Below are 26263 nucleotides of genomic sequence, written 5' to 3'. Positions count from 1 at the left end.
TCCCGTCAGCACCAGCTCCGCCGGGAAGTCATGCCCCGCATCGGGCGCGTCCGACGTCCTCATCGCCAGATCCGGCCGCTGCTATTTGAGACCGGCCTTGCGCAGGCCCTTGAGCATCTCGGCCGATGCCGCCTGCAGGGTCGGATTCTTGAACTGCTCTTCCTGATAGTAGCGCGTGATCCGATCGAGATCGAATTGGGAAAAGCTGGCCGTGAACGTGTCGCGGGCCGCCGCAGCGCTGGCATCTGCATTGGTGAGAGCATGGGCGGCGACCAGCCAGGCCTGCGTGTACCAGAGGTTCGGTCGCAGGGCGACCGACTGCTCCAACGCGGCGACGGCGCTCGGATAGTCGCGCAGCGCGAAATGCGCGCGCCCCTTGACCCAGTAGAACACGCCAATGGCCGGATCATTCGGGCTCAGCTGCAGCGCCTTCTCGACCAGCGGCAGCGCTTCCTTCTCTCGGCCGAGGAACACCATCGCGTTGGCCGCTTGCGCATAGCCCCTGGCGAAGTTGGGGTCGATGCTGATGGCCTTGTTGTACGATTCGAGCGAGGCCTTGTGGTCACCGCGCAGACGATACACATAGCCCAGCGCGAAATGTGCCAGCGTCGTGTTGGCGTCCAGCGCGATCGCCCGGCGCGCCGCGGCTTCAGCGCGATCAACCTCGGCCGGCCCGGCTCCGTTCCAGCTGTTGAGAACGTCGCCGACCAGCGTATGGGCAAGCAGACCATGCAATCGCGCATTGTCGGGATCTGCCTTGAGACCAGCCTCGGCGTTGCGACGTGCTTCCAGGAATTTCTCGGGCGTGGGATGGCCCGTCATCGCAGCCATGGCTCTCATTCTTTCATCAAGCGGGTTATGATCGGCGGTCAGCATCCCGACCTCATGTCGGTAGCCGACCCGAATAACTTGGTCGTTCATTGCTGTGGCCAATTGACCGAGCATCCTGTCCTGCAGGTCGACAAGGCTCGAGCCTTCATAGGCAAAGGAGTTGACGGAAAGACTCGTCGCATTGGCGGTATCGATCAGCCGCGCGTTCACCTGCACGATCGTGCCAGACCGCCGTACGCTGCCTTCGAGCGCGAAGCGGACTTTCAGCTCGCGACCGACTTCGCGAGGATCGCTCTGTTTGTTCTTGTAGTTGAAGGCGGTGCCCGAGGAGATCACCCAGGCCCGCGCCAAGCGTGACAACTCCGACGTCAGGTCGTCCGTGATGGCGTCGGCGAGGTACTCGTCCTCGTAGCCGCCATTGTCGTTCTTGAATGGCAGGACGACGATCTTGTTGGTTCGGGGGATGTCGCGGCTCTGCTCCCGGACCATCAGCGCCGAAGCTGTCGACGCAATCGCAATCGCGCCAATCACGGGTCCGATGGCCATGCGCCCCCAGCGAGCGGCGATCCATTTGAGCGGCCCCGATGGGATAGGCTCATGGGCAACCTGAAAGACCTGGATGCGAAACGGGATGTTCTTGACGCGGTGAGCGCCACGGCCCGCGAAGAAGAACTCCGATTGCGTCCGCAACTGGTCGTAAATGCCCTGGCTGACGCACACGGTGCCCGGTGCGGCGAGACTCTCGATCCTCGCAGCCAGATTGACACTATGACCGTAGATGTCGCGATGGTCGACCATCACGTCGCCAGCGTTGATGCCGATCCTCAGGCGTATGGGATTGGGCTCGTCGGCCTGTCGCTCAGCGAACCCGCGCTGAATTTCCAAGGCGCAACGCACCGCCTCCACGGCGCTCGGAAACCAGACCAGCAGTCCATCGCCCATCATGCGCACGAGGTGACCCTCGTGCTTGGCGATGCAAGGCTCGATCAGTGTGCTCGTATAGTCTGAGAGACGCGCATGGGTCGCGTCCTCGCTCCGGCTCATCATGCGGCTGTAGCCGACGACATCGGCCAGCATCACCGCCATGAGGCGGCGCTTCTGGGGTGCGGCAACCGTCTCGACGGCGGTCAGGCTGCCTTCGGAGATGCCCACGACAGGGCTCCTTTAATGCACGAGCGCGGCGCTGCGCGGCCGCCAACAACAGACGAAATGCGAGCGCAATGCATCTGGACCGAAGGTAAAACGGCCCGAGGTTCCCGTCAATCCCAGGATGTGTGATGTGTAGCACGCTCGCTCTTTTCGCAACTTTGGTTAGCCGCCCCGTTGCGAGGGCAGGCGAAAGATGCTCGGATAGATGTTTGCCGAGCTGGCGTGGGGCCGGGCACGTTCGCTCGGCCGGAATGACGGCGGTGGAGCGCTGGCTGTGCTGCCGGTGCGTCTTCAAGGAGCGCAGCGACAAAGCGATTGGCCTATGCCATGGATTGCCGCACTGCGATCGCAAGGGCGGGAGAAAGAGATCCTACTGATACGCCGACACGATGTCGCTCACAGCGCGCTCGAGCTGTTGGGCCGTCGCACACGGGCGCACCACGTTGCAGAAGGTCTGGTAGCGCGGCATTTCAGAGTCGCCCCAGCCCCAGGTCATGCGTCCCTCGGGATTGAGCCAGACGACGCGCTTGGCGCGTTCGGAGATGGCTTTCAGGATATCGGCGCGCGGATCGAGCTTGTTGCTGCGGGCGTCGCCGAGCACGATCACGGTGGTCTGCGGCGTTACCGAGGCCATGAACTGCTTTTCGAAGTCGACCAGCGAGGATCCGTAGTCGGACGAGCCGAAGCCGACCTTGTGCATGATCTCGGCCATCGCCTCCTCGGCGGATTTCTGCTCGAGGATCTCGCTGACCTCGATCAGATGGCCGGAGAAGGCGAACGAGCGGACGTCGCTGACGACATCGTGCAGGCTGTGGATCAACAGCAGGAAGAAGTCCGAGACGCGCGCGACGGAGCCCGAGACATCGCACAGCGCGACGATCTTCGGCCGGTCGCGATGTCGCCGCTTCCACGCGGTGAGGAAGGGCACGCTGCCCCACGCGGCGTTCCGCCTGATCGTGCGGCGGACGTCGAGATGGCCGCGGCGCTGCCGCTTGCGCGGCTTGCTGTAGCGCTCGCGCAGGCGTCGGGCGATCTGCCGGATTAGCGCGCGCATCTCGGCGACCTGGCGCGGCTCGATCCGCGACAGCTGGGCGTTGCGCAGGATCTCGTGGCGCAGGTTCTCGGTTTCCTCGCGGCCGTACAGTGCCAGCGCCTGCGCGACGGCATCACGCACGGTATCGCGCAGGCCGTCGAGACCGGCCTGTAGCCGCTCCGCCAATGCCGGATTGGTCTCGGTCAAAGTATCGAGGTCGTCGCGCAGTTGCTGGATGCCCATCGCCTCCAGCATGCGGCTGGAGAACAGGCCGCGCTGGGTGAAGTAGCGGATCTCGGACAGGCCGACGGCGCTGGAGGCATTGGCGATCGCGGCCGAGATGTCGGCCGTGTTCTGCGTGAGCAGCATCTGGGCGAGGGGACCAAGCTCCGCGTTCGCCTCGCCATCGGCCGGTTGTCCGGATGGCGAGGCCGCCTGGGCCTCGTTCGACGCCGTGTCCTGCGGCGCGTCGTCCTTTGCCTCGGCCTGCGTCGGATCGACATGGGCGAAGAACAGGTCGAAGCAGGCGCCGAGCGCCTTCTTCTCGTCCTCGCTCTTGGCGAGCGTCAGCAGCAGGCTGTCGCGCAGCACCGTGCGATCGGCGAAGCCGACGCTGGCCACCGCGCGCATGGCGTCGATGCTCTCGGCCGGCGAGACATGCACGCCGGCGCCGCGCGCCGCCCGGAAGAACCGATGCAGGTTCTCCTGCATGCGCCTAGCCGAAGATGTTCTGGCGCTGCGCCTTGGCGACGAAGGTCGTCACCTGCGGCAGTGCCACCTCGATGTCGGACTCGTATTTCAAGAGCACGTTGAGCGTGTCCTTGACCACCTCATGGCCGAGCTCGGCGGCCTGCAGCAGCACCAGCACGCGGGCCCAATCGATGGTCTCGCTGACCGAGGGCTGTTTCTTCAGGTCGAGCGAGCGGATGTCGTGGATGAAGGCGACGAGCTGCCGCCGCAGGGTCTGCGAGATGCCGGGCACGCGGCTCTCGACGATGCGCTCCTCCAGCCGCTGCTCGGGGAAGCCGATGTGCAGATGCAGGCAGCGCCGCTTCAAGGCGTCGCCGAGATTGCGCTCGGAGTTCGACGTGAGAATCACGGTCGGCGGCTTGGCGGCGGCGATGCTGCCGAGCTCGGGGATCGTGACCTGGAAGTCCGACAGGATCTCCAGCAGCAGCGATTCGAACTCGGCGTCGGACTTGTCGATCTCGTCGATCAGCAGCACGCAGCCGTTGGGCTCGAGCAGCGCCTGCAGCAGCGGCCGCGGCTCGACGAATTCCTTGGAGAAGAACACGTCGCCGAAATCATGCAACTGGTCGAGCGCGGCATGCAAAGTTTGAGCTCCGCCGAGCACCTCGCCGAGCTTGTCCTTCAGGATCTGGGTGTAGAGCAGCTGCTTGGCGTATTTCCACTCGTACAGCGCCTTGGCCTCGTCGAGCCCCTCGTAGCATTGCAGCCGGATCATCTTCAGGCCGCGCCAGGCGGCGATCGCCTTGGCGAGCTCGGTCTTGCCGACGCCGGCCGGGCCCTCGACCAGGATCGGCTTGTCGATCGCCTGCGACAGATAGACGGCGGTGGCGATCTGGCGGCTGGCGATATAGCCCTGAGCGGCGAGGCCGGCCTCGACGGCCGCGATCGAGGCGATGGCTGAAGAGGGGGCCGGGGAATCAGCCACTGACGAAGCTCCGTTTCCTGGTATCAGGACCCGGCGCAGATGTGATCGGCGTTCCGGTCCCTGGGCGTTGGCATCAGGGCGAAAACCCTGACTTTTCCACGCATTGTGTTATGTCCTGGCTACGCGCACCCGGCAGCCCTGTCCAGTGCGTGCGTGGGTGCCTCAGTCGCATGGCTGCCGGTCGCCAGCGGACGGACCCGAAAATCACGCCGAGCGGAATATGAACCGATCCATCCTGCATCTCATCGTCCTCCTGGTCCTCGTGGTCGGAGGCGGCTGGATCATCGGCGCCTCGAACATGCCCGGCGCCTGGTACGGCTCGCTCAACAAGCCCTGGTTCACCCCGCCGGGCTGGCTGTTTCCGATCGCCTGGACAGTGCTGTACATCATGGTCGCGGTGGCCGGCTGGCGCACCTACGAGCGCATCGTGAGCGGGACAGTGATGCAGGTGTGGTGGGGCCAGCTAGCGCTGAACTTCGCCTGGTCGCCGGTGTTCTTCACCGCGCACCTGATGTGGGCGGCGTTCGCGATCATCGCCAGCATGTTCGTGCTGATCGTGACATTCATCGTGATGCAATGGCGCGAGGATCGCACCGCGGCGCTGCTGTTCGTGCCCTATGCGTGCTGGGTGGGGTTTGCGTCGGTGCTGAATCTTTCGGTGAATGTGTTGAACTGAGATGAGGCGGCTGGTGGGGCGGGGCTTGTTCGAGATGCAGCTTCAAACTCCGCCGTCGTCCCGGCGAACGCCGGGACCCATAACCACCGGCTTTCGTTGTCGAAGAAGACAGACGACGCACAGCCTTTTCCGACAATCAGCCGTCCGCGGTATGGGTCCCGGCGTTCGCCGGGACGACATCGATGGGTATGGCAGGCGGCTGGGCTCATCCTCGACTGACATTCGCGGCCTGCTCCCATGAACCTCAAGCAGCTCGAATATTTCGTCCAGGTGGCCGAGCTCGGCTCATTCAGCAAGGCGGCCTCGGTGCTCGACGTGGCGCAGCCGGCGCTGTCGCGGCAGGTGCGGGCGCTGGAGTCTGAATTGAAGCAGCAGCTGTTTGCGCGCAACGGCCGCGGTGTCGCGCTGACCGAGGCCGGCAAGCGGCTGCTCGATCACAGCGTTGGCGTGCTGCAGCTGGTGGCGCATGCGCGCGAGGATCTCGGCGCCAGCCGCGATGCGCCGGTCGGCCGCGTCACCATCGGACTGCCGCCGAGCATCGCGCGGCAACTCACGCTGCCGCTGATCGATCGCTTCCGCAAAGAGTACCCGGCGGCGCGGCTGGCCGTGGTCGAGGGCCTGTCGACGCATGTCGTCGAGTGGGTCACCACCGGACGCATCGATGTCGGCATGGTCTACAATCCGGAAGCCCAGGCCGGCATCGAGATCACGCCGGTGCTGCAGGAGCCGCTGGCGCTGGTCAGCCACGCGCCGAAGGGCAAGCGCCGCGTGACCGCGCCGCTGCCGATGGCCGAGTTGTCACGCTACCAGCTGATCATGCCGGAGCGCGTGCACGCGATGCGGCGGCTGCTTGAGACGCAGGCCGCGCTCGCCGGCATCAAGCTCGACATCGCCTGGGAGGTGTCGAGCGTGCCCTCGATCATCGATCTGGTCTGCGCCGGCTACGGTCACGCCGTGCTGACGCCGAGCGGCGTCGCGGCCTCGGGACGCGCCGGCGAGCTGGCGATCCGCCCGCTGACCGAGCCTGCCCCGACTAGCGTGCTGTGCTTCGTGACGTCTGCCCACAAGCGACCGACTCCGCTGGCGCAGCAGACGATGAAGTTGGCGACGGCGCTGATCAAGAAACTGCCGCGGTAGCCGGCGTGGCTCGAGCGTCCCGCATTGTTTGACCCCGGGCGTTCGCGGCGAAGACGGTGAGCTCCCTCTCCCCGTTCTTCACGGGGAGAGGGCTGGGGTGAGGGGCAGACGCGCGGGAAGTGTGTGTGGAGAGACCTGTACCCCCTCACCCGGATGGCATCTGACGATGCCATCCGACCTCTCAGCGCGAGCGAAGCTCGTCGCGCTCCCGCAAGCGGGCCGAGGTGCACCGAGCAAGCCGCGCGATTTTAGGTTCCACTCTTCCACACCCATTCTAAATTTAGCATGGCTCGTCTGAGATCTCATGCCGTTTCGGAATAGCTGATAGAAGCCCCCCGGCGCTGGTGCGGGCCGCCACCCTCGGTCACATACCCTGCCAAGCCGCCGAAGCAGCAGGGGCCATCGCGCGAGTAACGTGCGCCTGCCGACCTCGGTCATCGCGCCAGAACAGCAGCCAAGGGGAGCAGAAGCGATGCCAACGACAGGCCGTGTCGACGTCCAGGCCTTTCTCGACGATCACCCGTTTTCCGCCCTGCAATGGCTGATTTTTGCGCTGGGCTTTGCAATCGTGTTGCTCGACGGCTTCGACACGGCCGCGATCGGCTTTATCGCGCCATCGCTGCTCAAGGAGTGGGGCATCGAGAAGTCGGCGCTCGGGCCGGTGCTGAGCGCGGCGCTGTTTGGGCTGGCCGCCGGCGCGCTGTTCGCCGGTCCCGTGGCCGACCGCCTCGGCCGCAAGCTGGTGCTGGTCGGATCGGTGCTGATCTTCGGCATCGCCTGCCTCGCCTCGGCCTTCGCGACCAACCTGACCGAGCTCACCGTGCTCCGCTGCGTCACCGGCATCGGCCTCGGCGCGGCCATGCCCAATGCGGTGACGCTGTTCAGCGAATATTGCCCGGGCCGGATGCGCGCCACCATGACCAATCTGATGTTCTGCGGCTTCCCGCTCGGCGCGGCCTGCGGCGGCTTCCTGGCCGCGTGGATGATCCCGCAATGGGGCTGGCGCAGCGTGCTGGTGCTTGGTGGCGCCGCGCCGCTGGTGCTGACCGTGCTGCTGATCGCGATCCTGCCGGAGTCCGTCCACTATCTGCTGTCGCGCGGTGCCAGCGTGGAGCGCGTCCGCAAGGTGATGCGCCGGATCTCGGCCGCGGCCTCCGAGGTCGGCCAGTTCGTGATGCTCGAGCCGGAGCACGCCGAGACGACCCGCCGCGTCAACGCCACCGGCATCGGCATGGTGCTGTCGCCGGTGCTGCGCATCGGCACGCTGATGCTGTGGGTCACCTATTTCATGGGGCTCGTGATCTTCTACTCGCTGATCAACTGGATGCCGGTCCTGTTCAAGGATGTTGGCCTCAATCCGCAGACCGCCACCTTGATTTCGGCGCTGTTCCCGCTCGGCGGCGTCGGCGCGGTGTTCTTCGGCCTGCTGATGGACCGCTTCAACGCCAACCGCATCGTCGCGGTTGGCTATGCGCTGACGGCAGTCGCGATCTTCCTGATCGGGCAGGCGGCCGGCAACATGGGCCTGCTGGTGGTGATCGTGTTCGTGGCCGGCGTCGTCATGAACACGGCGCAATCGTCGCTGCCGGCGCTGGCCGCCGCGTTCTACCCGACCCAGGGCCGGGCCACCGGCGTTGCGTGGATGATGGGCATCGGCCGGTTCGGCGGTATTGCCGGCTCGTTCCTGGTCGCCGAGCTGACCGCGCGGCACCTGACCTTCAGCGCAATTTTCACCGTGATCGCAGTTCCCGGCTTGATCGCGGCGCTCGCCCTTGTGGTAAAGCAGATCGTGGGTCCGGGCGGCCGCGCCAGCGGCAAGGATGTCGGCAGCCCCGTGGTCGCGCATTGAGCGGCGCCCCGGAAGACAGAGAAGCTTGAGGGAGAGACTGACGTGATCATCGACGTGCACGGCCATTACACGACGGCTCCGAAAGCGCTGGAAGAGTGGCGCAACCGGCAGATCGCGGGCATCAAGGACGCTTCCGTGATGCCGAAGGTGTCCGAGCTCAAGATCAGCGACGACGAGCTGCGCGAGAGCATCGAGAGCAACCAGCTCAAGAAGATGAAGGAGCGCGGCAGCGACCTCACCGTGTTCTCGCCGCGCGCGAGCTTCATGGCTCACCACATCGGCGACTTCCAGGTGTCTTCGACCTGGGCCGGCATCTGCAACGAGCTGTGCTACCGCGTCAGCCAGCTGTTCCCTGACTATTTCATCGGCGTCGCGATGCTGCCGCAGTCGCCGGGCGTCGACCCCAAGACCTGCATTCCCGAGCTCGAGAAGTGCATCAAGGAGTACGGCTTCGTCGGCATCAACCTGAACCCGGACCCGTCGGGCGGGCACTGGACCTCGCCGCCGCTGTCGGACCGGCACTGGTATCCGATCTACGAGAAGATGGTCGAGCTCGACATCCCCGCGATGATCCACGTTTCGACCAGCTGCAACGCCTGCTTCCACACCACTGGCGCGCACTACCTCAACGCCGACACCACGGCGTTCATGCAGTGCCTCACGTCCGACCTGTTCAAGGACTTCCCGACCCTGAAGTTCCTGATCCCGCATGGCGGCGGCGCGGTGCCGTATCACTGGGGCCGGTTCCGCGGCCTCGCCCAGGAAATGAAGAAGCCGCTGTTGAAGGATCATCTGCTCAACAACATCTTCTTCGATACATGCGTGTATCACCAGCCGGGCATCGACCTGCTGACCGGCGTGATCCCGATCGACAACATCCTGTTCGCGTCGGAAATGATCGGTGCCGTCCGCGGCATCGACCCGGAGACCGGCTTCTACTACGACGACACCAAGCGCTACATCGAGGCCGCCAAGCTGACCCCCGAGCAGCGCCACCAGATCTACGAAGGCAATGCCCGGCGCGTGTTCCCGCGTCTCGACGCCGCGTTGAAGGCCAAGGGCAAGTGAACTAGGACCATTGCGATGAGCACACCCATGAACAATCTCGGCGTCGTCAAGACGAAGATCACCCGCGCGGACAAGGCGGCGGTGGAGAAGCTGTCGAAGTTCGGCGTCGCCACCATCCACGAGGCGATGGGCCGCGTCGGCCTGATGCAGTGCTACATGCGTCCGATCTACCCGACCGCGAAGATGTGCGGCACGGCGGTGACCGTGCTGCTGCAGCCCGGCGACAACTGGATGCTGCATGTCGCAGCCGAGCAGATCCAGCCCGGCGACGTCGTCGTGGCGGCATGCACCGTCGAGAACACCGACGGCTTTTTCGGCGATCTCCTGGCCACCAGTTTTCGCGCCCGCGGCGCGCAGGGTTTGGTCATCGACGGTGGCGTGCGTGACGTCGCCGATCTCACCGAGATGCAGTTCCCGGTGTTCTCGCGGGCGGTCTCGGCGCGCGGCACGGTCAAGGCAACGCTCGGCTCGGTCAACATCCCGATCGTCTGCGCTGGCGTCGCGGTCAACCCTGGCGACGTGATTGTGGCCGATGTCGACGGCATCGTTGTTGTGCCGGCGGCGGTCGCGCATCAGGCAGCGGATGCCGCGGCTGCGCGCGAGGCCAACGAGGCCGACAAGCGCGAGAAGCTGGCGTCGGGCGTGCTCGGACTCGATATGTACAAGATGCGCGAGCCGCTGGCGAAGGCCGGGCTCAAGTATATCGACTGAGCGATGAGCGCAGCGTCCAATCCAAATCCTTCGAACCGATGGCATGTCGGGCTGATCGGCTACGGCGAGGTCGGCAAGATCCTCGCCGAGGATCTGCGCAAGGACGGCGTGCGCGTCTCGGCTTACGATTTGAAGCTCGCTGACAGCCGCGGCGACGCGATGCGCGCTCACGCCGACAGCCTCGGCGTGACGTTGGTCGCGTCGCATGCGGAGCTGGCGGCGCAGGCCGACTTCATCGTCTCCGCGGTCACCGCGAGCCAGGATGTGGCGGTGGCTGAAGCCTGCGCAGCAGCGATCAAGCCGGGCGCCTGGTTCCTCGATTTCAACTCGGCCTCGCCCGGCGCCAAGCAACGTGCGGCCGTCCTGATCGACGGCGCCGGCGGCCGTTACGTCGAAGGCGCGGTCATGACCTCGGTGCCGCCGTATCGCATCAAGGTGCCGCTGCTGCTCGGCGGCGCCGGGGCGCGCGAGTTGGCGCCGCTGCTCAATGATCTCGGCTTTGCCGCCAAGCCCGCCAGCGACAAGCTCGGCGTGGCCTCGGCGACCAAGATGTGCCGCAGCATCATGATCAAGGGCCTTGAGGCGATGGTGATCGAGAGCTTCACCACCGCGCGCGCCTATGGGGTCGAGGATGCGGTGCTGGCCTCGCTCAAGGAAACCTTTCCCGGCATCGACTGGGAGAAGCAGGGCGCCTACTTCTTTCAGCGCGTCATCGAGCATGGCCGCCGCCGCGCCGAGGAGGTGCGGGAGGTCGCCGAGACCGTGCGTGACATCGGGCTGACGCCGTGGTCGGCGGACGGTACCGCTGAGCGCCAGGCCTGGGTTGCCGATCTCGCCGATGACGGCCTGTTCGGCACGCGCGGCACCAAGGAGTTCGCGCGCAGCTCCGACTGGCGCACCGAGGCCGATCGCATTCTCAATAAGATCAAATCCAAGGAGTAGGGAACCTCATGGAGTTCCAGAAGACCCCGGGATGGCTGGACTGGTACGACGGCCCGTCGACGCCGCGCTTCAAGGTGCCGGCCGGCAGCGTCGATGCGCATTGCCACGTGTTCGGCCCCGGCGCCGAATTCCCCTATGCGCCGGAGCGCAAATACACGCCGTGCGACGCCTCCAAGCGGCAGCTCTACGCGTTGCGCGACCATCTCGGCTTCGCGCGCAACGTCGTGGTGCAGGCGACCTGCCACGGCGCCGACAACCGTGCCATGGTCGATGCACTCGTGCATTCCAATGGCAAGGCGCGTGGCGTCGCGACCGTCAAGCGCAGCGTCACCGATGAGGAGCTGAAGGCGATGCACGACGCCGGCGTGCGTGGCGTCCGCTTCAACTTCGTCAAGCGCCTGGTCGACTTCACGCCGAAGGACGAGCTCGTCGAGATCGCCAACCGCATCAACAAGCTCGGCTGGCATGTGGTGATCTATTTCGAGGCCGTCGACCTGCCGGAGCTGTGGGACTTCTTCACGTCACTGCCGACAACAGTGGTCGTCGACCACATGGGCAGGCCCGACGTGACCAAGCCGGTCGATGGTCCCGAGTTCGAGCTGTTCGTGAAGTTCATGCGCGAGCATTCCAACGTCTGGTCCAAGGTGAGTTGCCCGGAGCGGTTGTCGGTCGCAGGACCGCGGGCGTTGAACGGCGAGCAGAACGCCTACCGCGACGTGGTGCCGTTCGCCAAGCGCATCGTCGAGACTTTTCCAGATCGTGTGCTGTGGGGCACTGACTGGCCGCATCCGAACCTGAAGGACCACATGCCGGACGACGGCCTGCTGGTCGATTTCATTCCCCATATCGCCGTCACCGCGGAGCTGCAGCAGAAGCTCCTGGTCGACAATCCGATGCGGCTGTATTGGCCCGAAGAATCCTGAAGGAGGGAAGCGATGTCGCTCGACAAACCCTATACCGACGTTCCCGGTACGACCATCTTCGACGCGGACATGTCGCGGATGGGCTATCACCTCAACCAGTTCTGCATGTCCTTGATGAAGGCCGAGAACCGCGCCCGCTTCAAGGCCAATGAGCGCGCCTATCTCGACGAATGGCCGATGAGCGAGGAGCAGAAGCAGGCCGTGCTCGACCGCGACCTCAACCGCTGCATTTCGCTTGGCGGCAACATCTACTTCCTTGCCAAGATTGGCGCGACCGACGGCAAGAGCTTTCAGCAGATGGCCGGCAGCATGACCGGCATGACCGAAGAACAGTACCGCGAGATGATGATCAAGGGCGGCCGCTCGCCCGAGGGCAACCGCTACACCGGGGAGAAGAAGTAAATGGCAAAAATCTCCGCAAGCGTCTTCACCTCGCACGTCCCCGCGATCGGCGCAGCCCTCGACCTCGGCAAGACCGGCGAGGACTATTGGAAGCCGGTGTTTGCCGGCTACGACTTCGCCAAGCAGTGGGAGAAGGAGCAGAAGCCCGACGTCGTGTTCCTGGTCTTCAACGACCACGCGACCGCCTTCAGCCTCGACATGATCCCGACGTTCGCGATCGGTACCGCGGCCGAGTATCAGCCGGCCGACGAGGGCTGGGGGCCGCGCCCGGTGCCCAAGGTGATCGGACATCCGAAGCTCGCCGCGCACATCGCGCAGTCGGTGATCCAGGACGATTTCGATCTCACCATCGTCAACAAGATGGACGTCGACCACGGCCTCACTGTGCCGCTCAGCCTGATCTTCGGTCAGGTCGACGCCTGGCCGTGTCCGGTGATCCCGTTCGCCGTCAACGTGGTGCAATATCCGGTGCCGTCGGGCCGCCGCTGCTTCATGCTGGGCAAGGCGATCCGCAAGGCGATCGAGAGCTATGACGAGCCGCTCAACGTGCAGATCTGGGGCACCGGCGGCATGAGCCACCAGCTGCAGGGGCCGCGCGCCGGCCTGATCAATCGCGAATGGGACAACGCCTTCCTCGACAAGCTCATCAACGATCCGGAAGGCCTGTCCAAGGTGCCGCACATCGACTACGTCCGCGAGGCCGGCAGCGAGGGCATTGAGCTCGTGATGTGGCTGATCGCGCGCGGCGCCATGAGCGACGTCAACGAGACCAAGAAGGGCAACGCGCCGACCGTGCGTCACCGCTTCTACCATGTGCCGGCCAGCAACACCGCCGTCGGCCATGTGATCCTGGAGAACAACTGAATGGCTAAGACGATCAAGGTCGCGCTCGCCGGCGCCGGCGCCTTCGGCATCAAGCATCTCGACGGCATCAAGAACATCGACGGCGTCGAGGTCGTGTCGCTGGTCGGCCGCCGCCTCGACCAGACCAAGGAAGTCGCCGACAAATACGGCATCAAGCACGTCTCGACCGAACTCGCCGACAGCCTCAAGCTGCCGGAGGTCGACGCGGTCATTCTCTGCACCCCGACGCAGATGCATGCGGCGCAGGCGATCGACTGCCTCAAGGCCGGCAAGCATGTCCAGGTCGAGATCCCGCTGGCTGACTCGCTCAAGGACGCGCAGCAGGTCGTCGAGCTGCAGAAGGAGACCGGCTTGGTTGCGATGTGCGGCCACACCCGCCGCTTCAACCCGAGCCACCAGTTCGTGCACAAGAAGATCAAGGCCGGCGAATTCCACATCCAGCAGATGGACGTGCAGACCTACTTCTTCCGCCGCACAAACATGAACGCACTGGGCCAGCCGCGCAGCTGGACGGATCACCTGCTGTGGCACCACGCCGCCCACACCGTCGACCTGTTCGCCTATCAGGCGGGCTCGCCGATCGTGAAGGCCAATGCGGTGCAGGGACCGATCCATCCCAATCTCGGCATCGCGATGGACATGTCGATCCAGCTCAAGGCCGCCAACGGCGCGATCTGCACACTGTCGCTGTCGTTCAACAATGACGGTCCGCTCGGCACCTTCTTCCGCTACATCGGCGACACCGGCACCTATATCGCGCGCTACGACGATCTGGTGAACGGCAAGGAAGAGAAGATCGACGTCTCCAAGGTCGATGTCTCCATGAACGGCATCGAGCTGCAGGACCGCGAGTTTTTCGCCGCGATCCGCGAGGGCCGCGAGCCCAACGCCTCCGTCGCCCAGGTGCTGCCCTGCTATCAGGTGCTGCACGACCTCGACGAGCAGCTCGCCAAGGGCTGATGGTCCTCCTCCTCGCGCGTTTGGCGCGCGGGGAGGGTTTCTTCAGGGGGGCCGACCGCCGCTGCGCCGATCTACGGCGCCTTGGACGGCTTCAGCTTCGGCAGCGTCGCGACGATCTTCTGCTTGCCGTTGACGATCTCGGCCAGGAAGCTCTCGCGGTCGATGTCACCGTTCTTGTCCCAGCTCGCTTCCATCAGCATCCCCGGCGCCTTGTCGGGCGTCAGGGTTAGGCCCTTCATGGTCGCGCCGAAAGCCTGGCGGTCGAACTTGCCGATCGTCTCGGTCACATACTTGATCAGATACACGGCCGTGTAGCCTTTGATGCCGTTGTGGTCGGGCCAATAGCGGTAGCGCTCGCTGAACTTCTTCGCAAAGGCCTGGATGGCCGGAACGGGCGCATCGGCGCTCAGGCCGACATGGCCGCGCACGCCGTTGGCGGCGGGGCCCGCCAGCTCGACGACCTTCTGGCTCAGCAGCGTGGTCTCACCGAACAGCGGCACCGAGAGGCCCTGGCGCTTGGCCTCGATGAGGAAGCGCGCGCTTTCCTCCTCGTTGGTATAGACGAACACGGCGTCCGTCTTGACGTTCTTCAGCTTGATGACGTCGGAGCCGAAATCGACCTGGCCCTGCTCGGTCGACAGGTCCGAGACGACCTCGATCCCGCGGGCCTTCATCTCCTTGACGAAGCTGTCGCGACCGCCCTTGCCGAAATCGTTGTTGACCCAGACGACCGCGACCGACTTCACCTTCAGCTGGTCGTGCAGGTAGTTGGCGATCTTCGGCATGCTGAACTGCTGGCCGAAGGCGGTGCGGAAGATCCAGGGATTGCCCTGGGTCGTGATGTCGGCGGCTTCCGCGCCGACGATCTGCGGCACCTCCGCCTGCTGGGTCAGCGCCATGTTGACCTTGACCGAGCCGGAATAGATCGGTCCCAGCACGACGTAGGGGTCACGATCGAGCACCTTCTGCACCTGGGCGCGCGACACGCCCGGATTGCTCTGGGTGTCCAGATGCTCGGTGGCGATCTTGCGGCCGAGAATGCCGCCGGCGGCGTTGATCTCGTCGATGGCCAGCGCGACACCGTCGCGCCAGTTGGTGCCGGACACGGCGCCCGGACCCGAGAGCTCCACCACATCGGGAATGTACACCGTGTCTTCTGCGCGGGCGAAGCCCGCACAGAGCGACACGGCCAGCGCCACACCGCCAAGTCGTTTGAGATCCATCATGACGTCCTCCCGATGTTCTTTTGCTTATGTTGAATCAGTCGAAGTCTCTGTGAAGCCCAGCAACCGCAACGGCGTGCGCCAGAGCAGGCGATGCTGATCGGCCGGATCTGGAAAGATCTCGGTGATCCCCGCCAGCAGCGGTCCGTAATCGAGACGCTCGGGCGCGCGCAGGAACGGCCAGTCGGAGCCCCAGACACAACGGTCGAGCGTGAAGGCCTCGACGAGCGCTGCGATGAACGGCCATGTGTCGGCGTAAGGGTGGGGCTGACGCGCGAATTTGTAGTAGCCCGACAGCTTCACGACGGCCTCGCGGTCCCGGCCGAGTGCGAGCAGCGCCTGGAACGAGGGGCGCTGCAGGCCATGCTCGACGACCGGCCGACCGCAATGATCGAACACGAGGCGGACTTTGGAGCGCGCGATCAACGGCAACAGGTCGAGCAGTTGATCGTGTTCGACCTGGATCTGCAGGAACAGGTCCAGCTCGGCAAGCTTCTCCAGCAGCGGCGCAGCGTCGCGGTAGTAGTCGCTGCCGTGAAACGGCACGTTGAAAGCGATGCCGATGACGCCGGCCGCCTTGAGGCGTTCCAGCTCCTTGATATCGACGTCCTTCTCGACCACCGCGACGCCCTTGAACCGTCCGTTGCCCTGCCGGAGCGTATCGAGCAGGATACGGCTGTCCGAGCCATAGCCGGAATTCGTCGCGACGATCAGTGCGTGCCTGACGTCGAAGACGTCCAGCACGCGGATGAGATGTGCGGCGGGAGCGATCTCCTGGCCCGTCGGGCGGTAGGGCGTATCGGACGTATAGGGAAAGCGTGCAGGATCGATCGCGTGGATGTGGCAGTCGATCCTGGGAGCTGTCGGCAGTGTCATGATCGAGCGCTTTGTCGCATGGTCAGAACGTCGCCTGAATGGCCTTGATGAGCTCCGGTGTCACGTCGGGCAGCACGCCGAACCATGCCTGGAAGGCGAGGCGCGCCTGGTTGAGCAGCAGGCCGAGCCCGTTGACCGTCGTGCAGCCACGCGTCCGCGCATCCGCCAGGAACGGCGTTTCCAGCGGCGTGTAGATCAGGTCGGCCACGAGCGTCTTCGCCGAGAGCTTCGCCAGATCGATCTCCAGCGCCGGCTTGCCGATCATGCCGCGATCGGTGCTGTTGATCAGCAGCGCGACGCCGGCGACGGCGGCGGAGCGATGGTCCCACGGCACCGTGCTGATGGCCGAACCAAATTCGGCGGCGATGGCCTGCGCTTTCTCGGCGGTTCGGTTGCTGATGCGGATGTCGCGGGCGCCGTTCTCGAGCAGCGCGACCACCACGGCGCGTGCCGCGCCGCCGGCGCCGAGCAGCAGGATGGGGCCCTCGTCGGCGCGCCAGCCCGGCTTGGCGTCGCGCAGGCTCTGCACAAAACCGTTGCCGTCATTGTTGAAGCCGCTCAGCGTGCCATCCTGTTCGACGACGATGGTGTTCACGGCCCCGATCCGGCGCGCAGTATCGTTGACGCGGGCGAGCAAGGGCATCGCCGTCTGCTTGTGCGGCATGGTGACGTTGCAGCCGCGGAAACCGAGGGCCACCAGGCCGGCGAGCGCCTCCTTGAGCCGCTCCGGCGGGACCGCCAGCGGCACATAGGCGCCGCGCAGGCCGTGCGCATTGAGCCAGAAATTGTGGATCGTCGGGGAGCGCGAGTGAGCGACGGGCATGCCGATGACGCCAGCCAATCCGAATCCGTTCGCTTGCGACATGCTGCGCCAAGGCCTCCCGTCTGGATGTCGGCCTGTTCCGGCCGATGCTGAAATCGTCTTATGGGCAATGATCCAGCCAGGCAATTGAAACATTCCGTCACAGTGTCCTTCGCAATGCACGCATCGTTTCTTGATGTGGACTGGATGCAGCATCGCGATACCCTGCCTCTGGGCAAAGCGGCGGCTGGTTTCTATGATCGCGAACCACAGTCGCGCCGAGCCTCCAGGCTGCGTCCGACCGGCTACGAGGGATCTCGATTGACCATTCAGTCTCCGCTCTCCATTGCGACCGAAAGCTTCACCGCCGCCGCCGCCGCGGTGGCCCGTCTCGAAGCGATCTACGAGCGCAACACCGCCTTCCTGCGCTCTCATTTCGAGGCCTATGCGAATGGCGTGGTGCCACCGACCCGGGTCCGCGCGACCTATCCGTTCGTGCGCGTCACCACGGCGAGTCACGCCCGGCTGGACTCGCGTCTGGCCTATGGTTTCGTCGCAGGACCCGGCGTGCACGAGACCAGCATCACGCGGCCGGATCTGTTCCGCTCCTATCTCACCGAGCAGATCCGGCTGCTGATCGAGAACCACGGCGTGCCCGTCGAGATCGGCGAATCCGCCGAGCCGATTCCGGTGCATTTCGCCTATCGCCGCGACATCAACATCGAGACCGCGTTGCCGCATCACGAGAGCCCGCTCGTGACGCGCTCGCTGCGCGACGTGTTCGATGCGCCGGATCTCGCGACCATTGACGATGCCATCGCCGACGGTACGCTGGAGCTGAAGCCGGGCATGCCCGAGCCGCTGTCGCTGTTCCGTGCGGCGCGCGTCGACTACTCGCTGCGCCGGCTCTATCACTACACCGGGACCGATCCCGACCATTTCCAGAACTTCGTGATCTTCACCAACTATCAGTTCTACGTCGATGCGTTTGCCGATTGGGGCCGGCAGCAGCTGGCGGCCGGGCAGGGGGCCGCGGAGGCCTTCGTCGAGCCGGGCAACGTGATCACGCGCAGCGCGCGGCTCGGCGGCGGCACCACCGGCTCTGCGCCGGCGCGCACGCCGCAGATGCCGGCGCTGCATCTGGTCGAGCCGGGGCACCAGGGCATCACGCTGATCAACATCGGCACCGGCCCGTCGAATGCGCGCAACGTCACCGACCACATCGCGGTGCTGCGCCCGCACGCCTGGCTGATGGTCGGCCACTGCGCGGGCCTGCGCAACACCCAACGGCTCGGCGACTACGTGCTCGCGCACGGCTATGTTCGCGAGGATCACGTGCTCGACCAGGAACTGCCGCCCTGGGTGCCGATCCCGGCGCTAGCCGAGGTGCAGGTCGCGCTCGAAGAGGCCGTGGAAGCGGTCACCGGCTATTCCGGTTTCGAGCTGAAGCGGGTGATGCGCACCGGCACGGTGGCCAGTGTCGACAATCGCAATTGGGAGATCTCCGGCCCCGCCGTGATCCGCCGGCTGTCGCAGTCGCGGGCCGTCGCGCTCGACATGGAGTCGGCTGCGATCGCCGCCAATGGCTATCGCTTCCGCGTGCCCTACGGCACCTTGCTCTGCGTCTCCGACAAGCCGCTGCATGGCGAGATCAAGCTCGCCGGCATGGCCAGCGACTTCTACCGCCAGCGCGTCGGCCAGCATCTGCAGATCGGCCTGAAGGCGCTGGAGCTGTTGAAGCATCAGGAGTCCGAGCGGCTGCATTCGCGCAAGTTGCGCAGCTTCGCCGAAGTGGCCTTCCAGTAGCGGCCGCGGTCGGCGTGAAGGCCGCCTCATTGACATCGGAGCCAGGACGTCTACTGGAGCGGTTCCGACCGTCATGGAGCCCACCGAATGTCCGATCTCGATACCAGCGTGCTGTTTCGTCCGTTTCGCCTGAAGACGCTGGAGCTGAAGAACCGCATCGTCATGGCGCCGATGACGCGCAACGCGGCACCGGACGGAATTCCGGGCGAGGCCAACGCCGCCTATTACCGCCGCCGCGCCGAGGGCGGCGTGGGCCTGATCCTGACCGAGGGCACGGTGATCAACCGTCCCGCCTCGCGCAACGAGCCCCACATTCCTTTCTTCCACGGTGAGGCCGCGCTGGCCGGCTGGCAGAGCGTCGCCAGCGCCGTGCACGCCGCCGGCGGCCGCATCGCGCCGCAGATCTGGCACACCGGCTCGACCAAGGGCATGAGCCGCTGGGAGCCCGGCGCGCCGGTCGAGAGCCCGTCGGGCCTGGTCGCGCCGGACAAGCCGCGCGGCAACGCGATGACCGAGAACGACATCGCCGACACCGTCGCCGCGTTCGCGCAGGCTGCCGCCGACGCAAAGCGCACCGGCTTCGACACGGTCGAGGTCCACGGCGCGCATGGCTACCTGGTCGACGAGTTCTTCTGGTCCGGCACCAACAAGCGCGACGACCGCTATGGCGGTCCGACCATCAAGGAGCGCTCGCGCTTCGCCGGCGAGATCGTCACCGCGATCCGCAAGGCGGTCGGCCCCGATTTCCCGATCATCCTGCGCGTCAGCCAGTGGAAGCAGCAGGACTACGCGGCTCGGCTCGCCGAGACGCCAGCGCTGATGGGCGATTGGCTGCAGCCGCTGGTCGATGCCGGCGTCGACATCCTGCACTGCTCGCAGCGCCGCTTCTGGGAGCCGGAATTTCCGGAGATCGATGGTGAGAAGGGGCTCAACTTTGCGGGCTGGGCGAAGAAGATCACGGGCGCCGCGACCATCAGCGTCGGCTCGGTTGGTCTCGCCGGCGACTTCTTCTCGGCGTTCGCCGGCAAGCCGTCGACGACGGCGGATCTCGATGCGCTGCTCGAGCGCATGGCGAAGGATGAGTTCGACCTCATCGCCGTGGGACGTGCGCTGATCAGCGATCCCGACTGGGTCGCCAAGATCAAGTCGGGCGACAAGGCGGGCCTCAAGGGCTTCAACGCGGCGGATCTCGGCGCGCTGGTGTGAGCTGGGGCGGGGCTCGTTCGCGGCGGCCAGTCGCGTCCTCCTCGCGCTGCGTTGGTCGCCTTCGCTCTTAGTTGCGCGCGAGTAGGAGCCACAGACTCGGTGCACCCTCTCCCCTTGTGGAGAGGGTGCCGGAGATGCGCAGCATCGGAGGCGGGTGAGGGGTCTCTCTCCGCACGGGAGCTCGCGGAGAGAGACCCCTCACCCGGCTCGCATTTCGCTGCGCTCATGCGATCCACCCTCTCCCACAAGGGGAGAGGGTGCACCGTCTTTGCCGCGCGATGCTCGCTCTTCTCGCTGTGACGGCGGTCTGTGTGTGGCGCCACTTACACCTCATTGTTAGTACTAGGATGCCCCGTCCGTTCTCCTCAATGCACCGTCAGCTCCAGATAGAGCGGGCTGCGGAACGTCGACGACGGCATCCACGGCAGTTGCTCCTGGGTGCGGCGATACTCCGGCACGACCTTGTGCAGCTCATCGAACGCGATCTTGATCGCCATGCGCGCGATCGCGGAACCCAGGCACGCATGCACGCCGCCGCCGAAGCCGAGATGGCCGCGCGGCTTGCGGGTGATGTCGTAGACATCGGGATTGGGGAACTGCCGCTCGTCACGATTGGCGGAGCCGTAGGCAAGGCAGACGAAGTCGCCCTCGCGCATGGTCTGGCCGTGCAGAGTGAGATCCTTCTGCAGGCAGCGGCGGAAGCGCTGTGCCGAGGTGTTGAAGCGCAGCGACTCTTCGACAGCGTCCGCCATCAGGTCGGGATTGGCGACCACGGCGCGGCGCGCGTCGGCGTGATCGGCAAGATTGTAGGCCAGCATGCTCATGAAGCCGCCGAGCGACTCGATGCCGGCCATGATCAGGGTCGTCGTGGTCAGCAGTACCTCGCGCTCGTCGAGCTTGTCGCCGTCGATCTCGGCCATGCTGAAATGCGAGATCAAATCGTTCTGCGGCCGCGCGCGGCGCTCGGCAATCACTCCGGCCGCATAGTCCTGCATCCAGTTGTAGGCGGCGATGTGCTGCGGGCCCTTGGCGCGGCTGACCGGATCGCTCTGCACCATCAGCACCGCCTTGTCGCGCACCGTCTGCTCGTCGCCGAGCGGCAGGCCGAGGGCGGCGAACAGCACGCGCACGGTGAATTTCGACGAGAACGCCTCGATGAAGTCGAAGCGGTCCTGGCCGCGCAGCGCCTCGGCGCTGTCGCGGGCGATGTCGCGGATCGGACCGGACAGGCTCTCGAGATTGCGCTTCATGAAGGCGTGCTGGACGAGGCCACGCAGGCGGTCATGGCGCGGCGGATCGGTGGTGCCGAGCGTCGCACCGGCGCGGTTCGGCAGTTCGGTCATCAGGTTGCCCTTGGCCGAGGAATAGGTCTGCCAGTTGGTGCCGGCCGCCGCGACGTCGGCATAGCGTGACAGGATCCAGACCTGGGCCTGCGGGCTCCAGAAGCAGGGGTGCTCGTCGCGCAGGGTCTTGTAGAACGGGAACGGGTCGGCATCGACCGCAGGCGAATACGGGTCGAACGTGAACATGTCGGGCCTCCTCTCCATTGAGTGTGGTCGTTGTTGTTCTTTTCACTGATGTAACCGAGCCGTTGCTGCGGCGTGAGACACGAACGCCGGTCAAGACTTGCACTTTTCCGACATTCCGGCTTAGCTCCTGCACATGCCGCGCTTTCGCACCAAGCCGTCGATCCCCGCATTTGCGCTGTATGGCGAGGCCTTGGCGGCGCAGCCCGACATGCTGCACGTCGAGCCGATCCAGGTGCGCAGCAAGCTGTATCGCTGGGAGATCGAGGCCCACACGCACCAGGGCCTGCACCAGATCCTCTGGGTGGCCGCCGGTCCGGCCGAGATCGCCTTGGACGAACGCCGCGAGCGTTGCGCCGGCCCGGTGGCGGTCATCATTCCGCCCGGAGTGGTTCATGCCTTCCGCTTCTCGCGCGACACCGATGGCTATGTGCTGACCTTCAATCCGCGCGCGGTGGTCGAGGGCGACGTGCCGGCGACCGGTGAGGCGTTGCGCGATCTGTTCGCGACCGCGCAGATCCTGCATCTCGAGCCGCAGGCGGTCGCCACCGGCCGCATCGCGGCTCTGTTCGTCGATCTCGCCGACGAGTTCGCGGCGGCGGATGCCGCGGCCTCGCCGGTGCCGCACTGGCTTGGGCGCTCGATCGTGTGGCGGCTGGCACAGCAGAGCGCGCGGCAGTCGCAGGGGGCGCGGCGCGGCAGCGGGCAGGCGGCCCTGTTCACGCGCTTCATCGTGCTGGTCGAGGCGCGCCATCGCGATCACTGGTCGGTGGCGCGCTATGCCGACGAGCTCGGCATGACCCCGGAACGGCTGAACCGCCTGACACGGGCCGAGACCGGCCAGTCCGCGCTCGACATCGTGCATGCGCGGCTCGCGCGCGAGGCCTGCCGCCGCCTCACTTATGTTGCAGCGCCGGTGTCGAAGCTGGCGTTCGAGCTCGGCTTCAAGGATCCCGCCTATTTCTGCCGCTTCTTCAAGCGCCACACCGGCGCCAGCCCACGTGACTATCGCCGCGCGATGGGCGTGGCGGAGGAGGCGGCCGGCGCTCGCCGCTGATCCGGAGAGGGTCCTGATACCGTTGCAAGGTTCCGCGCCGTGGTGTCGGAAAAGTGCAAGAGAATGCAGGGTCCATGCAAGTCGGTCGGCGCGTTCCTTGGTAGAATTCGCGACTGACAAGCAAAGCCAACAAGCCTTTCGTCGTGAATCCGGGAGAAGATGCCCATGAAAGTCCAAGTCTGCATCATCGGCGGCGGCCCGTCGGGCCTGATGCTGTCGCAGCTGCTGCATCTGCAGGGCATCGATACGATCATCCTGGAAAAGTCGAGCCGCGACTACGTGCTGTCGCGCATCCGTGCCGGCGTGCTCGAGCACGGCTTTGCCGAGCTGATGCGCGAGGCGAAGTGCGGCGAGCGCATGGACCGCGAGGGCGAGATCCATCACGGCTTCTACATCGCCCATGACGGCAAGCTCGACCGCGTCGACCTGCACAAATATTCCGGCGGCAATTCCGTGATGGTCTACGGCCAGACCGAGCTGACGCGCGATCTCTACGAGGCGCGCGACAAGCTCGGCGGCAAGGTCGTGCACAATGCGGCCGACGTGACGCCGCACGACATCGCCTCCGACAAGCCCTACGTCACCTATCGCAGCGGCGAAGAGGTGATCCGCGTCGACTGCGACTACGTCATCGGCGCCGACGGCTTTCACGGCGTCAGCCGCAAGTCGATTCCGCAGGACAAGCTGACGGAATTCGAGCGGGTCTATCCGTTCGGCTGGCTCGGCGTGCTCTCCCGCACCAAGCCGGTGTCGCCGGAGCTGATCTATGCCAAGCACGAGCGCGGCTTCGCGCTGTGCTCGCTGCGCTCGCAGGTCCTGAGCCGCTATTACGTCCAGGTGCCGCTCACCGACAAGGTCGAGGACTGGAGCGACGATGCGTTCTGGGCCGAGCTGAAGCGCCGTCTGCCGGCCGAGGTCGCGGCCAAGCTGATCACTGGCCCCTCGATCGAGAAGAGCATCGCGCCGCTGCGCAGCTTCGTCGCCGAGCCGATGCGCTACGGCCGCTTGTTCCTGGCCGGCGACGCCGCCCACATCGTGCCGCCGACCGGCGCGCGCGGGCTGAACTCGGCGGCCTCCGACATCTACTATCTCTATCATGCGCTGCTCGATCACTACAAAAAGAGCGACGACCGCGGCATCGACGGCTACTCGCAGCGGGCGCTGGCGCGGATCTGGAAGGCGCAGCGCTTCTCCTGGTGGATGACGACCCTGTTGCATCGCTTCCCCGACCGGCTGTCTTACGACGACAAGCTGCAGGATACCGAGCTTGCCTATCTGTTCTCGTCCGACGCCGCGCAGCGGTCGCTGGCGGAGAACTATGTCGGGCTGCCGTTCTAGCCGGCGGTCTGCTACAAGCGTGGATGCGAGATCCCGGATCAACGGGACCGACAAGGTGAGGAAATTGACCATGACGAGCTGGCCTCGTGCGAGCGCGATCGCAGTTTTGATGTCGCTGGCGGCGGTGTCTTCGGCGGCCGCCGTGCCGATCAGCGGCGATGCCGCCGCGACCTGCGGCGGCCTGGCCGGCACATCCGACGGTGCCGTGCGAATCGACACGGCAGCGATGCAGGCAGCGGCGCCATTGTCCGTGGCGGAAAAGGCCGGTTCCCCGGCCGCCCGCGTCGTGCCGGCCACGCCGCCGTTCTGCAAGGTGCTCGGACATATCGACCCGAAAGACCCGCAGGCGCCGCCGATCAAGTTCGAGGTCAATCTTCCCGCTGATTGGAACGGCCGCTCGCTGCAATATGGCGGCGGCGGCTTCAACGGCGTGCTGATCACCGGGCTCGGCCTGCCGCCGGCCTATCCGTTCGACAAGGCCTCGCCGCTGGCGCGCGGCTTCGTCACCTACGGCACCGATTCCGGCCACGAGTCCAAGCCGGGCGAGCCGCCGCAGACCTTTGCGCTCAATGACGAGGCGTTCGAGAATTTTTCGCACGTCGCCTACAAGAAGGTGCGTGACGCCGCCGTCGCCATCATCACGCGCGCCTACGGCAGCAAGCCCGCCAAGATGTACTTCATGGGATCGTCCGAGGGCGGCCGCGAGGCGCTGACCATGGCGCAACGCTACCCCGACGATTTCGACGGCATCTTCGCCCGCGTCCCCGTCATCAACTGGGTGGGGCTGCAGCATGCCGGCACCCGCGGCGGGCTGGTGACGATGGGCGACGGCTGGATCAGTCCGGCGCAGGTCAAGCTGGTCGGAGACGCCGTGCGCAACAGCTGCGACAAGGCTGACGGCATCGAGGACGGCCTGATCGCGAATGCCGTCGGCTGCAAGGCGAGCTTCAAGCCGGATAGCCTGCGCTGTCCCGACGGCAAGAGCGGCGAGGCCTGCCTCAGCGATGCGCAGATCAAGTCCATCGCGACGCTGCACGCGCCGTACAAGTTCTCGTTCCCGCTTGCCAATGGGCTCGACGACTACCCGGGCTGGGGCATCTCCGGCGAGGACACGGAGGGCTTCGCCTCGGCCGGCGGCTGGATCTCGTGGTGGCTCGGCAAGGCCGCGCCGACGCAGCCGCCGACGCCTGCCAACGGCATCGCCTGGGTGTTCGGTTCCGGCGCCACGCAATATCTGTTCGCGCGCGATCCCAAGCTCGATGTCACCAAGTATCGGCCTGATGATTACAAGGACCGGCTGCTGCAGGTGTCGCAACTGATGGACTCCACCAACCCCGATCTCAGCCGCTTCCGCGCCCATGGCGGCAGGCTCGTCATTCTCGAGCACATGGCCGACTATGCGCAGAGCCCCTATGCCGGCATCCGCTATTTCGAGTCGGTCGAGCGCAAGCTCGGCAAGGCCGAGACGGCGGAGTTCGCGCGGCTCTACACCGCGCCCGGCGTCGACCATGTCGGCAACGGCGCGCCGGCCAATGTCGACATGCTGAGCGTGCTGGTCGACTGGGTCGAGACCGGCAAGGCGCCGGGAGATCTCGAAGTCGTCGAGCAGAAGATCGAGGCGCCGGCCTTCACCGTCACCCGCAGCCTGCCGCTGTGCCGCTGGCCGGCCTGGCCGCGCTACAAGGCGGGACCGGTGGAGCAGGCCGGGAGCTTTGTGTGCGCTGAGTAGGGCATAGGGATCGTGCGGCGGCAACAACCGCCGTCGTCCCGGCCACCGCCAGGACGGCGATTGAGGTTGATGCGGCGTAGGGTGGGCAAAGCGGCCGCCCGCAGGGCGGTCGCCTGCCCACCGTGCATCCGCACGGCCGGAGACAATGGTGGGCACGGCGCGCGAGAGAGCGTAGCTCGTGGCGTGTAGCGTCGCATGCGCGCCTTTGCCCACCCTACGGCAGTTCGCAATGACTTTGGTAGTTGTCGTTCCGGCCGCAACTACAAACTCCGCCGTCGTCCAGGCCTTGAGCCGGGACCCATACCCCCAGGGAGCGGTTTGAGGCAGGCTGGTGATTGGCATTGTGCTCATCACGACCGCCGCGGCGTATGGATCCCGGGTCGGCGCCACGCCGCGCTGCGCGCGTCGAGGCTTGCCCGGGACGACGCGTGGAAGGAGACTGCTTCACATCTCAAACAGCGACCGGCATGGAGACGTATT

General features: G+C 65.8%; 22 protein-coding genes. 15 read left to right on the top strand and 7 right to left on the bottom strand.

The window, feature by feature from the left end:
* Positions 1 to 81: 81 nt before the first annotated feature.
* From ACQR1I_RS24325 to ACQR1I_RS24315, 3 genes are all read right to left on the bottom strand, one after another.
* Positions 82 to 1908 carry an adenylate/guanylate cyclase domain-containing protein gene (locus tag ACQR1I_RS24325; RefSeq protein WP_434888848.1) on the bottom strand — a complete coding sequence of 609 codons (1827 nt, stop codon included), beginning with the start codon at positions 1906 to 1908 and terminating at the stop codon, positions 82 to 84.
* Positions 1909 to 2350: 442 nt separating this feature from the next.
* On the bottom strand, positions 2351 to 3724 hold the full coding sequence (locus tag ACQR1I_RS24320; RefSeq protein WP_434868089.1) for a vWA domain-containing protein: 1374 nt from the start codon (positions 3722 to 3724) through the stop codon (positions 2351 to 2353).
* Positions 3725 to 3728: 4 nt separating this feature from the next.
* The gene (locus ACQR1I_RS24315; protein WP_434868090.1) at positions 3729 to 4688 is read right to left on the bottom strand and encodes an AAA family ATPase; all 960 of its coding nucleotides are present in this window, start codon (positions 4686 to 4688) and stop codon (positions 3729 to 3731) included.
* Positions 4689 to 4950: 262 nt separating this feature from the next.
* On the opposite strand from ACQR1I_RS24315, the gene ACQR1I_RS24310 reads away from it, so the two are divergent.
* The 10 genes from ACQR1I_RS24310 to ACQR1I_RS24265 all read left to right on the top strand — a co-directional run bounded on the left by ACQR1I_RS24310 (position 4951) and on the right by ACQR1I_RS24265 (position 14220).
* Positions 4951 to 5364, top strand: coding sequence for a TspO/MBR family protein (locus ACQR1I_RS24310; protein ID WP_434868440.1), 414 nt, complete (start codon positions 4951 to 4953; stop codon positions 5362 to 5364).
* Positions 5365 to 5601: 237 nt separating this feature from the next.
* On the top strand, positions 5602 to 6501 hold the full coding sequence (locus ACQR1I_RS24305) for a LysR family transcriptional regulator (protein ID WP_434868091.1): 900 nt from the start codon (positions 5602 to 5604) through the stop codon (positions 6499 to 6501).
* Between the two features lie 472 nt (positions 6502 to 6973).
* Positions 6974 to 8350 (top strand): MFS transporter, encoded by a 1377-nt coding sequence (locus ACQR1I_RS24300; RefSeq protein WP_434868092.1) that lies wholly within the window; start codon positions 6974 to 6976, stop codon positions 8348 to 8350.
* A 42-nt stretch (positions 8351 to 8392) separates the two neighbouring features.
* Positions 8393 to 9418, top strand: coding sequence for an amidohydrolase family protein (locus tag ACQR1I_RS24295; RefSeq protein ID WP_434868093.1), 1026 nt, complete (start codon positions 8393 to 8395; stop codon positions 9416 to 9418).
* Positions 9419 to 9433: 15 nt separating this feature from the next.
* Positions 9434 to 10129, top strand: coding sequence for a 4-carboxy-4-hydroxy-2-oxoadipate aldolase/oxaloacetate decarboxylase (gene ligK / locus ACQR1I_RS24290; protein ID WP_434868094.1), 696 nt, complete (start codon positions 9434 to 9436; stop codon positions 10127 to 10129).
* Between the two features lie 3 nt (positions 10130 to 10132).
* Complete coding sequence (locus ACQR1I_RS24285; protein ID WP_434868095.1) at positions 10133 to 11071, top strand: DUF1932 domain-containing protein; 939 nt, start codon at positions 10133 to 10135, stop codon at positions 11069 to 11071.
* Between the two features lie 8 nt (positions 11072 to 11079).
* The gene (locus ACQR1I_RS24280) at positions 11080 to 11994 is read left to right on the top strand and encodes an amidohydrolase family protein (protein ID WP_434868096.1); all 915 of its coding nucleotides are present in this window, start codon (positions 11080 to 11082) and stop codon (positions 11992 to 11994) included.
* Positions 11995 to 12006: 12 nt separating this feature from the next.
* Positions 12007 to 12396, top strand: a complete 390-nt coding sequence (gene ligA / locus ACQR1I_RS24275; protein WP_434868097.1) for a protocatechuate 4,5-dioxygenase subunit alpha — start codon at positions 12007 to 12009, stop codon at positions 12394 to 12396.
* The gene (locus ACQR1I_RS24270) at positions 12397 to 13260 is read left to right on the top strand and encodes a class III extradiol dioxygenase subunit beta (RefSeq protein ID WP_006609597.1); all 864 of its coding nucleotides are present in this window, start codon (positions 12397 to 12399) and stop codon (positions 13258 to 13260) included.
* Entirely contained in the window at positions 13261 to 14220 is a 960-nt protein-coding gene (locus tag ACQR1I_RS24265; protein ID WP_434868098.1) for a Gfo/Idh/MocA family oxidoreductase, read from the top strand. It begins immediately after the preceding gene.
* Positions 14221 to 14291: 71 nt separating this feature from the next.
* Here the strand turns inward: ACQR1I_RS24265 and ACQR1I_RS24260 are convergent, their stop codons facing one another.
* The 3 genes from ACQR1I_RS24260 to ACQR1I_RS24250 are packed head-to-tail and all read right to left on the bottom strand — an operon-like array spanning position 14292 to position 17184.
* Positions 14292 to 15443, bottom strand: coding sequence for an ABC transporter substrate-binding protein (locus ACQR1I_RS24260; RefSeq protein WP_434868441.1), 1152 nt, complete (start codon positions 15441 to 15443; stop codon positions 14292 to 14294).
* A gap of 27 nt (positions 15444 to 15470) precedes the next feature.
* On the bottom strand, positions 15471 to 16319 hold the full coding sequence (locus ACQR1I_RS24255) for an amidohydrolase family protein (protein WP_434868099.1): 849 nt from the start codon (positions 16317 to 16319) through the stop codon (positions 15471 to 15473).
* A gap of 22 nt (positions 16320 to 16341) precedes the next feature.
* Positions 16342 to 17184 carry a shikimate dehydrogenase gene (locus ACQR1I_RS24250; protein WP_434868100.1) on the bottom strand — a complete coding sequence of 281 codons (843 nt, stop codon included), beginning with the start codon at positions 17182 to 17184 and terminating at the stop codon, positions 16342 to 16344.
* 258 nt (positions 17185 to 17442) lie between these two features.
* On the opposite strand from ACQR1I_RS24250, the gene ACQR1I_RS24245 reads away from it, so the two are divergent.
* On the top strand, positions 17443 to 18927 hold the full coding sequence (locus ACQR1I_RS24245) for an AMP nucleosidase (RefSeq protein WP_434868101.1): 1485 nt from the start codon (positions 17443 to 17445) through the stop codon (positions 18925 to 18927).
* 87 nt (positions 18928 to 19014) lie between these two features.
* Positions 19015 to 20133 (top strand): NADH:flavin oxidoreductase, encoded by a 1119-nt coding sequence (locus ACQR1I_RS24240; RefSeq protein WP_434868102.1) that lies wholly within the window; start codon positions 19015 to 19017, stop codon positions 20131 to 20133.
* Positions 20134 to 20498: 365 nt separating this feature from the next.
* On the opposite strand, the gene ACQR1I_RS24235 is transcribed toward ACQR1I_RS24240, so the two are convergent.
* Positions 20499 to 21662 (bottom strand): cytochrome P450, encoded by a 1164-nt coding sequence (locus ACQR1I_RS24235; RefSeq protein WP_434868103.1) that lies wholly within the window; start codon positions 21660 to 21662, stop codon positions 20499 to 20501.
* Between the two features lie 133 nt (positions 21663 to 21795).
* Here ACQR1I_RS24235 and ACQR1I_RS24230 point away from each other — a divergent pair, with 133 nt between their 5' ends.
* The 3 genes from ACQR1I_RS24230 to ACQR1I_RS24220 all read left to right on the top strand — a co-directional run bounded on the left by ACQR1I_RS24230 (position 21796) and on the right by ACQR1I_RS24220 (position 25783).
* Positions 21796 to 22716, top strand: a complete 921-nt coding sequence (locus ACQR1I_RS24230; protein WP_434868104.1) for a helix-turn-helix domain-containing protein — start codon at positions 21796 to 21798, stop codon at positions 22714 to 22716.
* 165 nt (positions 22717 to 22881) lie between these two features.
* Positions 22882 to 24054 carry a 4-hydroxybenzoate 3-monooxygenase gene (pobA, locus tag ACQR1I_RS24225; RefSeq protein ID WP_434868105.1) on the top strand — a complete coding sequence of 391 codons (1173 nt, stop codon included), beginning with the start codon at positions 22882 to 22884 and terminating at the stop codon, positions 24052 to 24054.
* 70 nt (positions 24055 to 24124) lie between these two features.
* A complete protein-coding gene (locus ACQR1I_RS24220; RefSeq protein ID WP_434868106.1) occupies positions 24125 to 25783 on the top strand; it encodes a tannase/feruloyl esterase family alpha/beta hydrolase in 1659 nt (552 codons plus the stop codon).
* The last annotated feature ends 480 nt before the right edge of the window (positions 25784 to 26263 follow it).

It is taken from the genome of Bradyrhizobium sp. HKCCYLS2038 (genome assembly GCF_051167655.1).
Taxonomy (GTDB): Bacteria; Pseudomonadota; Alphaproteobacteria; order Rhizobiales; family Xanthobacteraceae; genus Bradyrhizobium.
The sequence above is the reverse complement of the archived record's forward strand: the minus strand, read 5'-3'. Positions and strand labels throughout refer to the sequence as shown.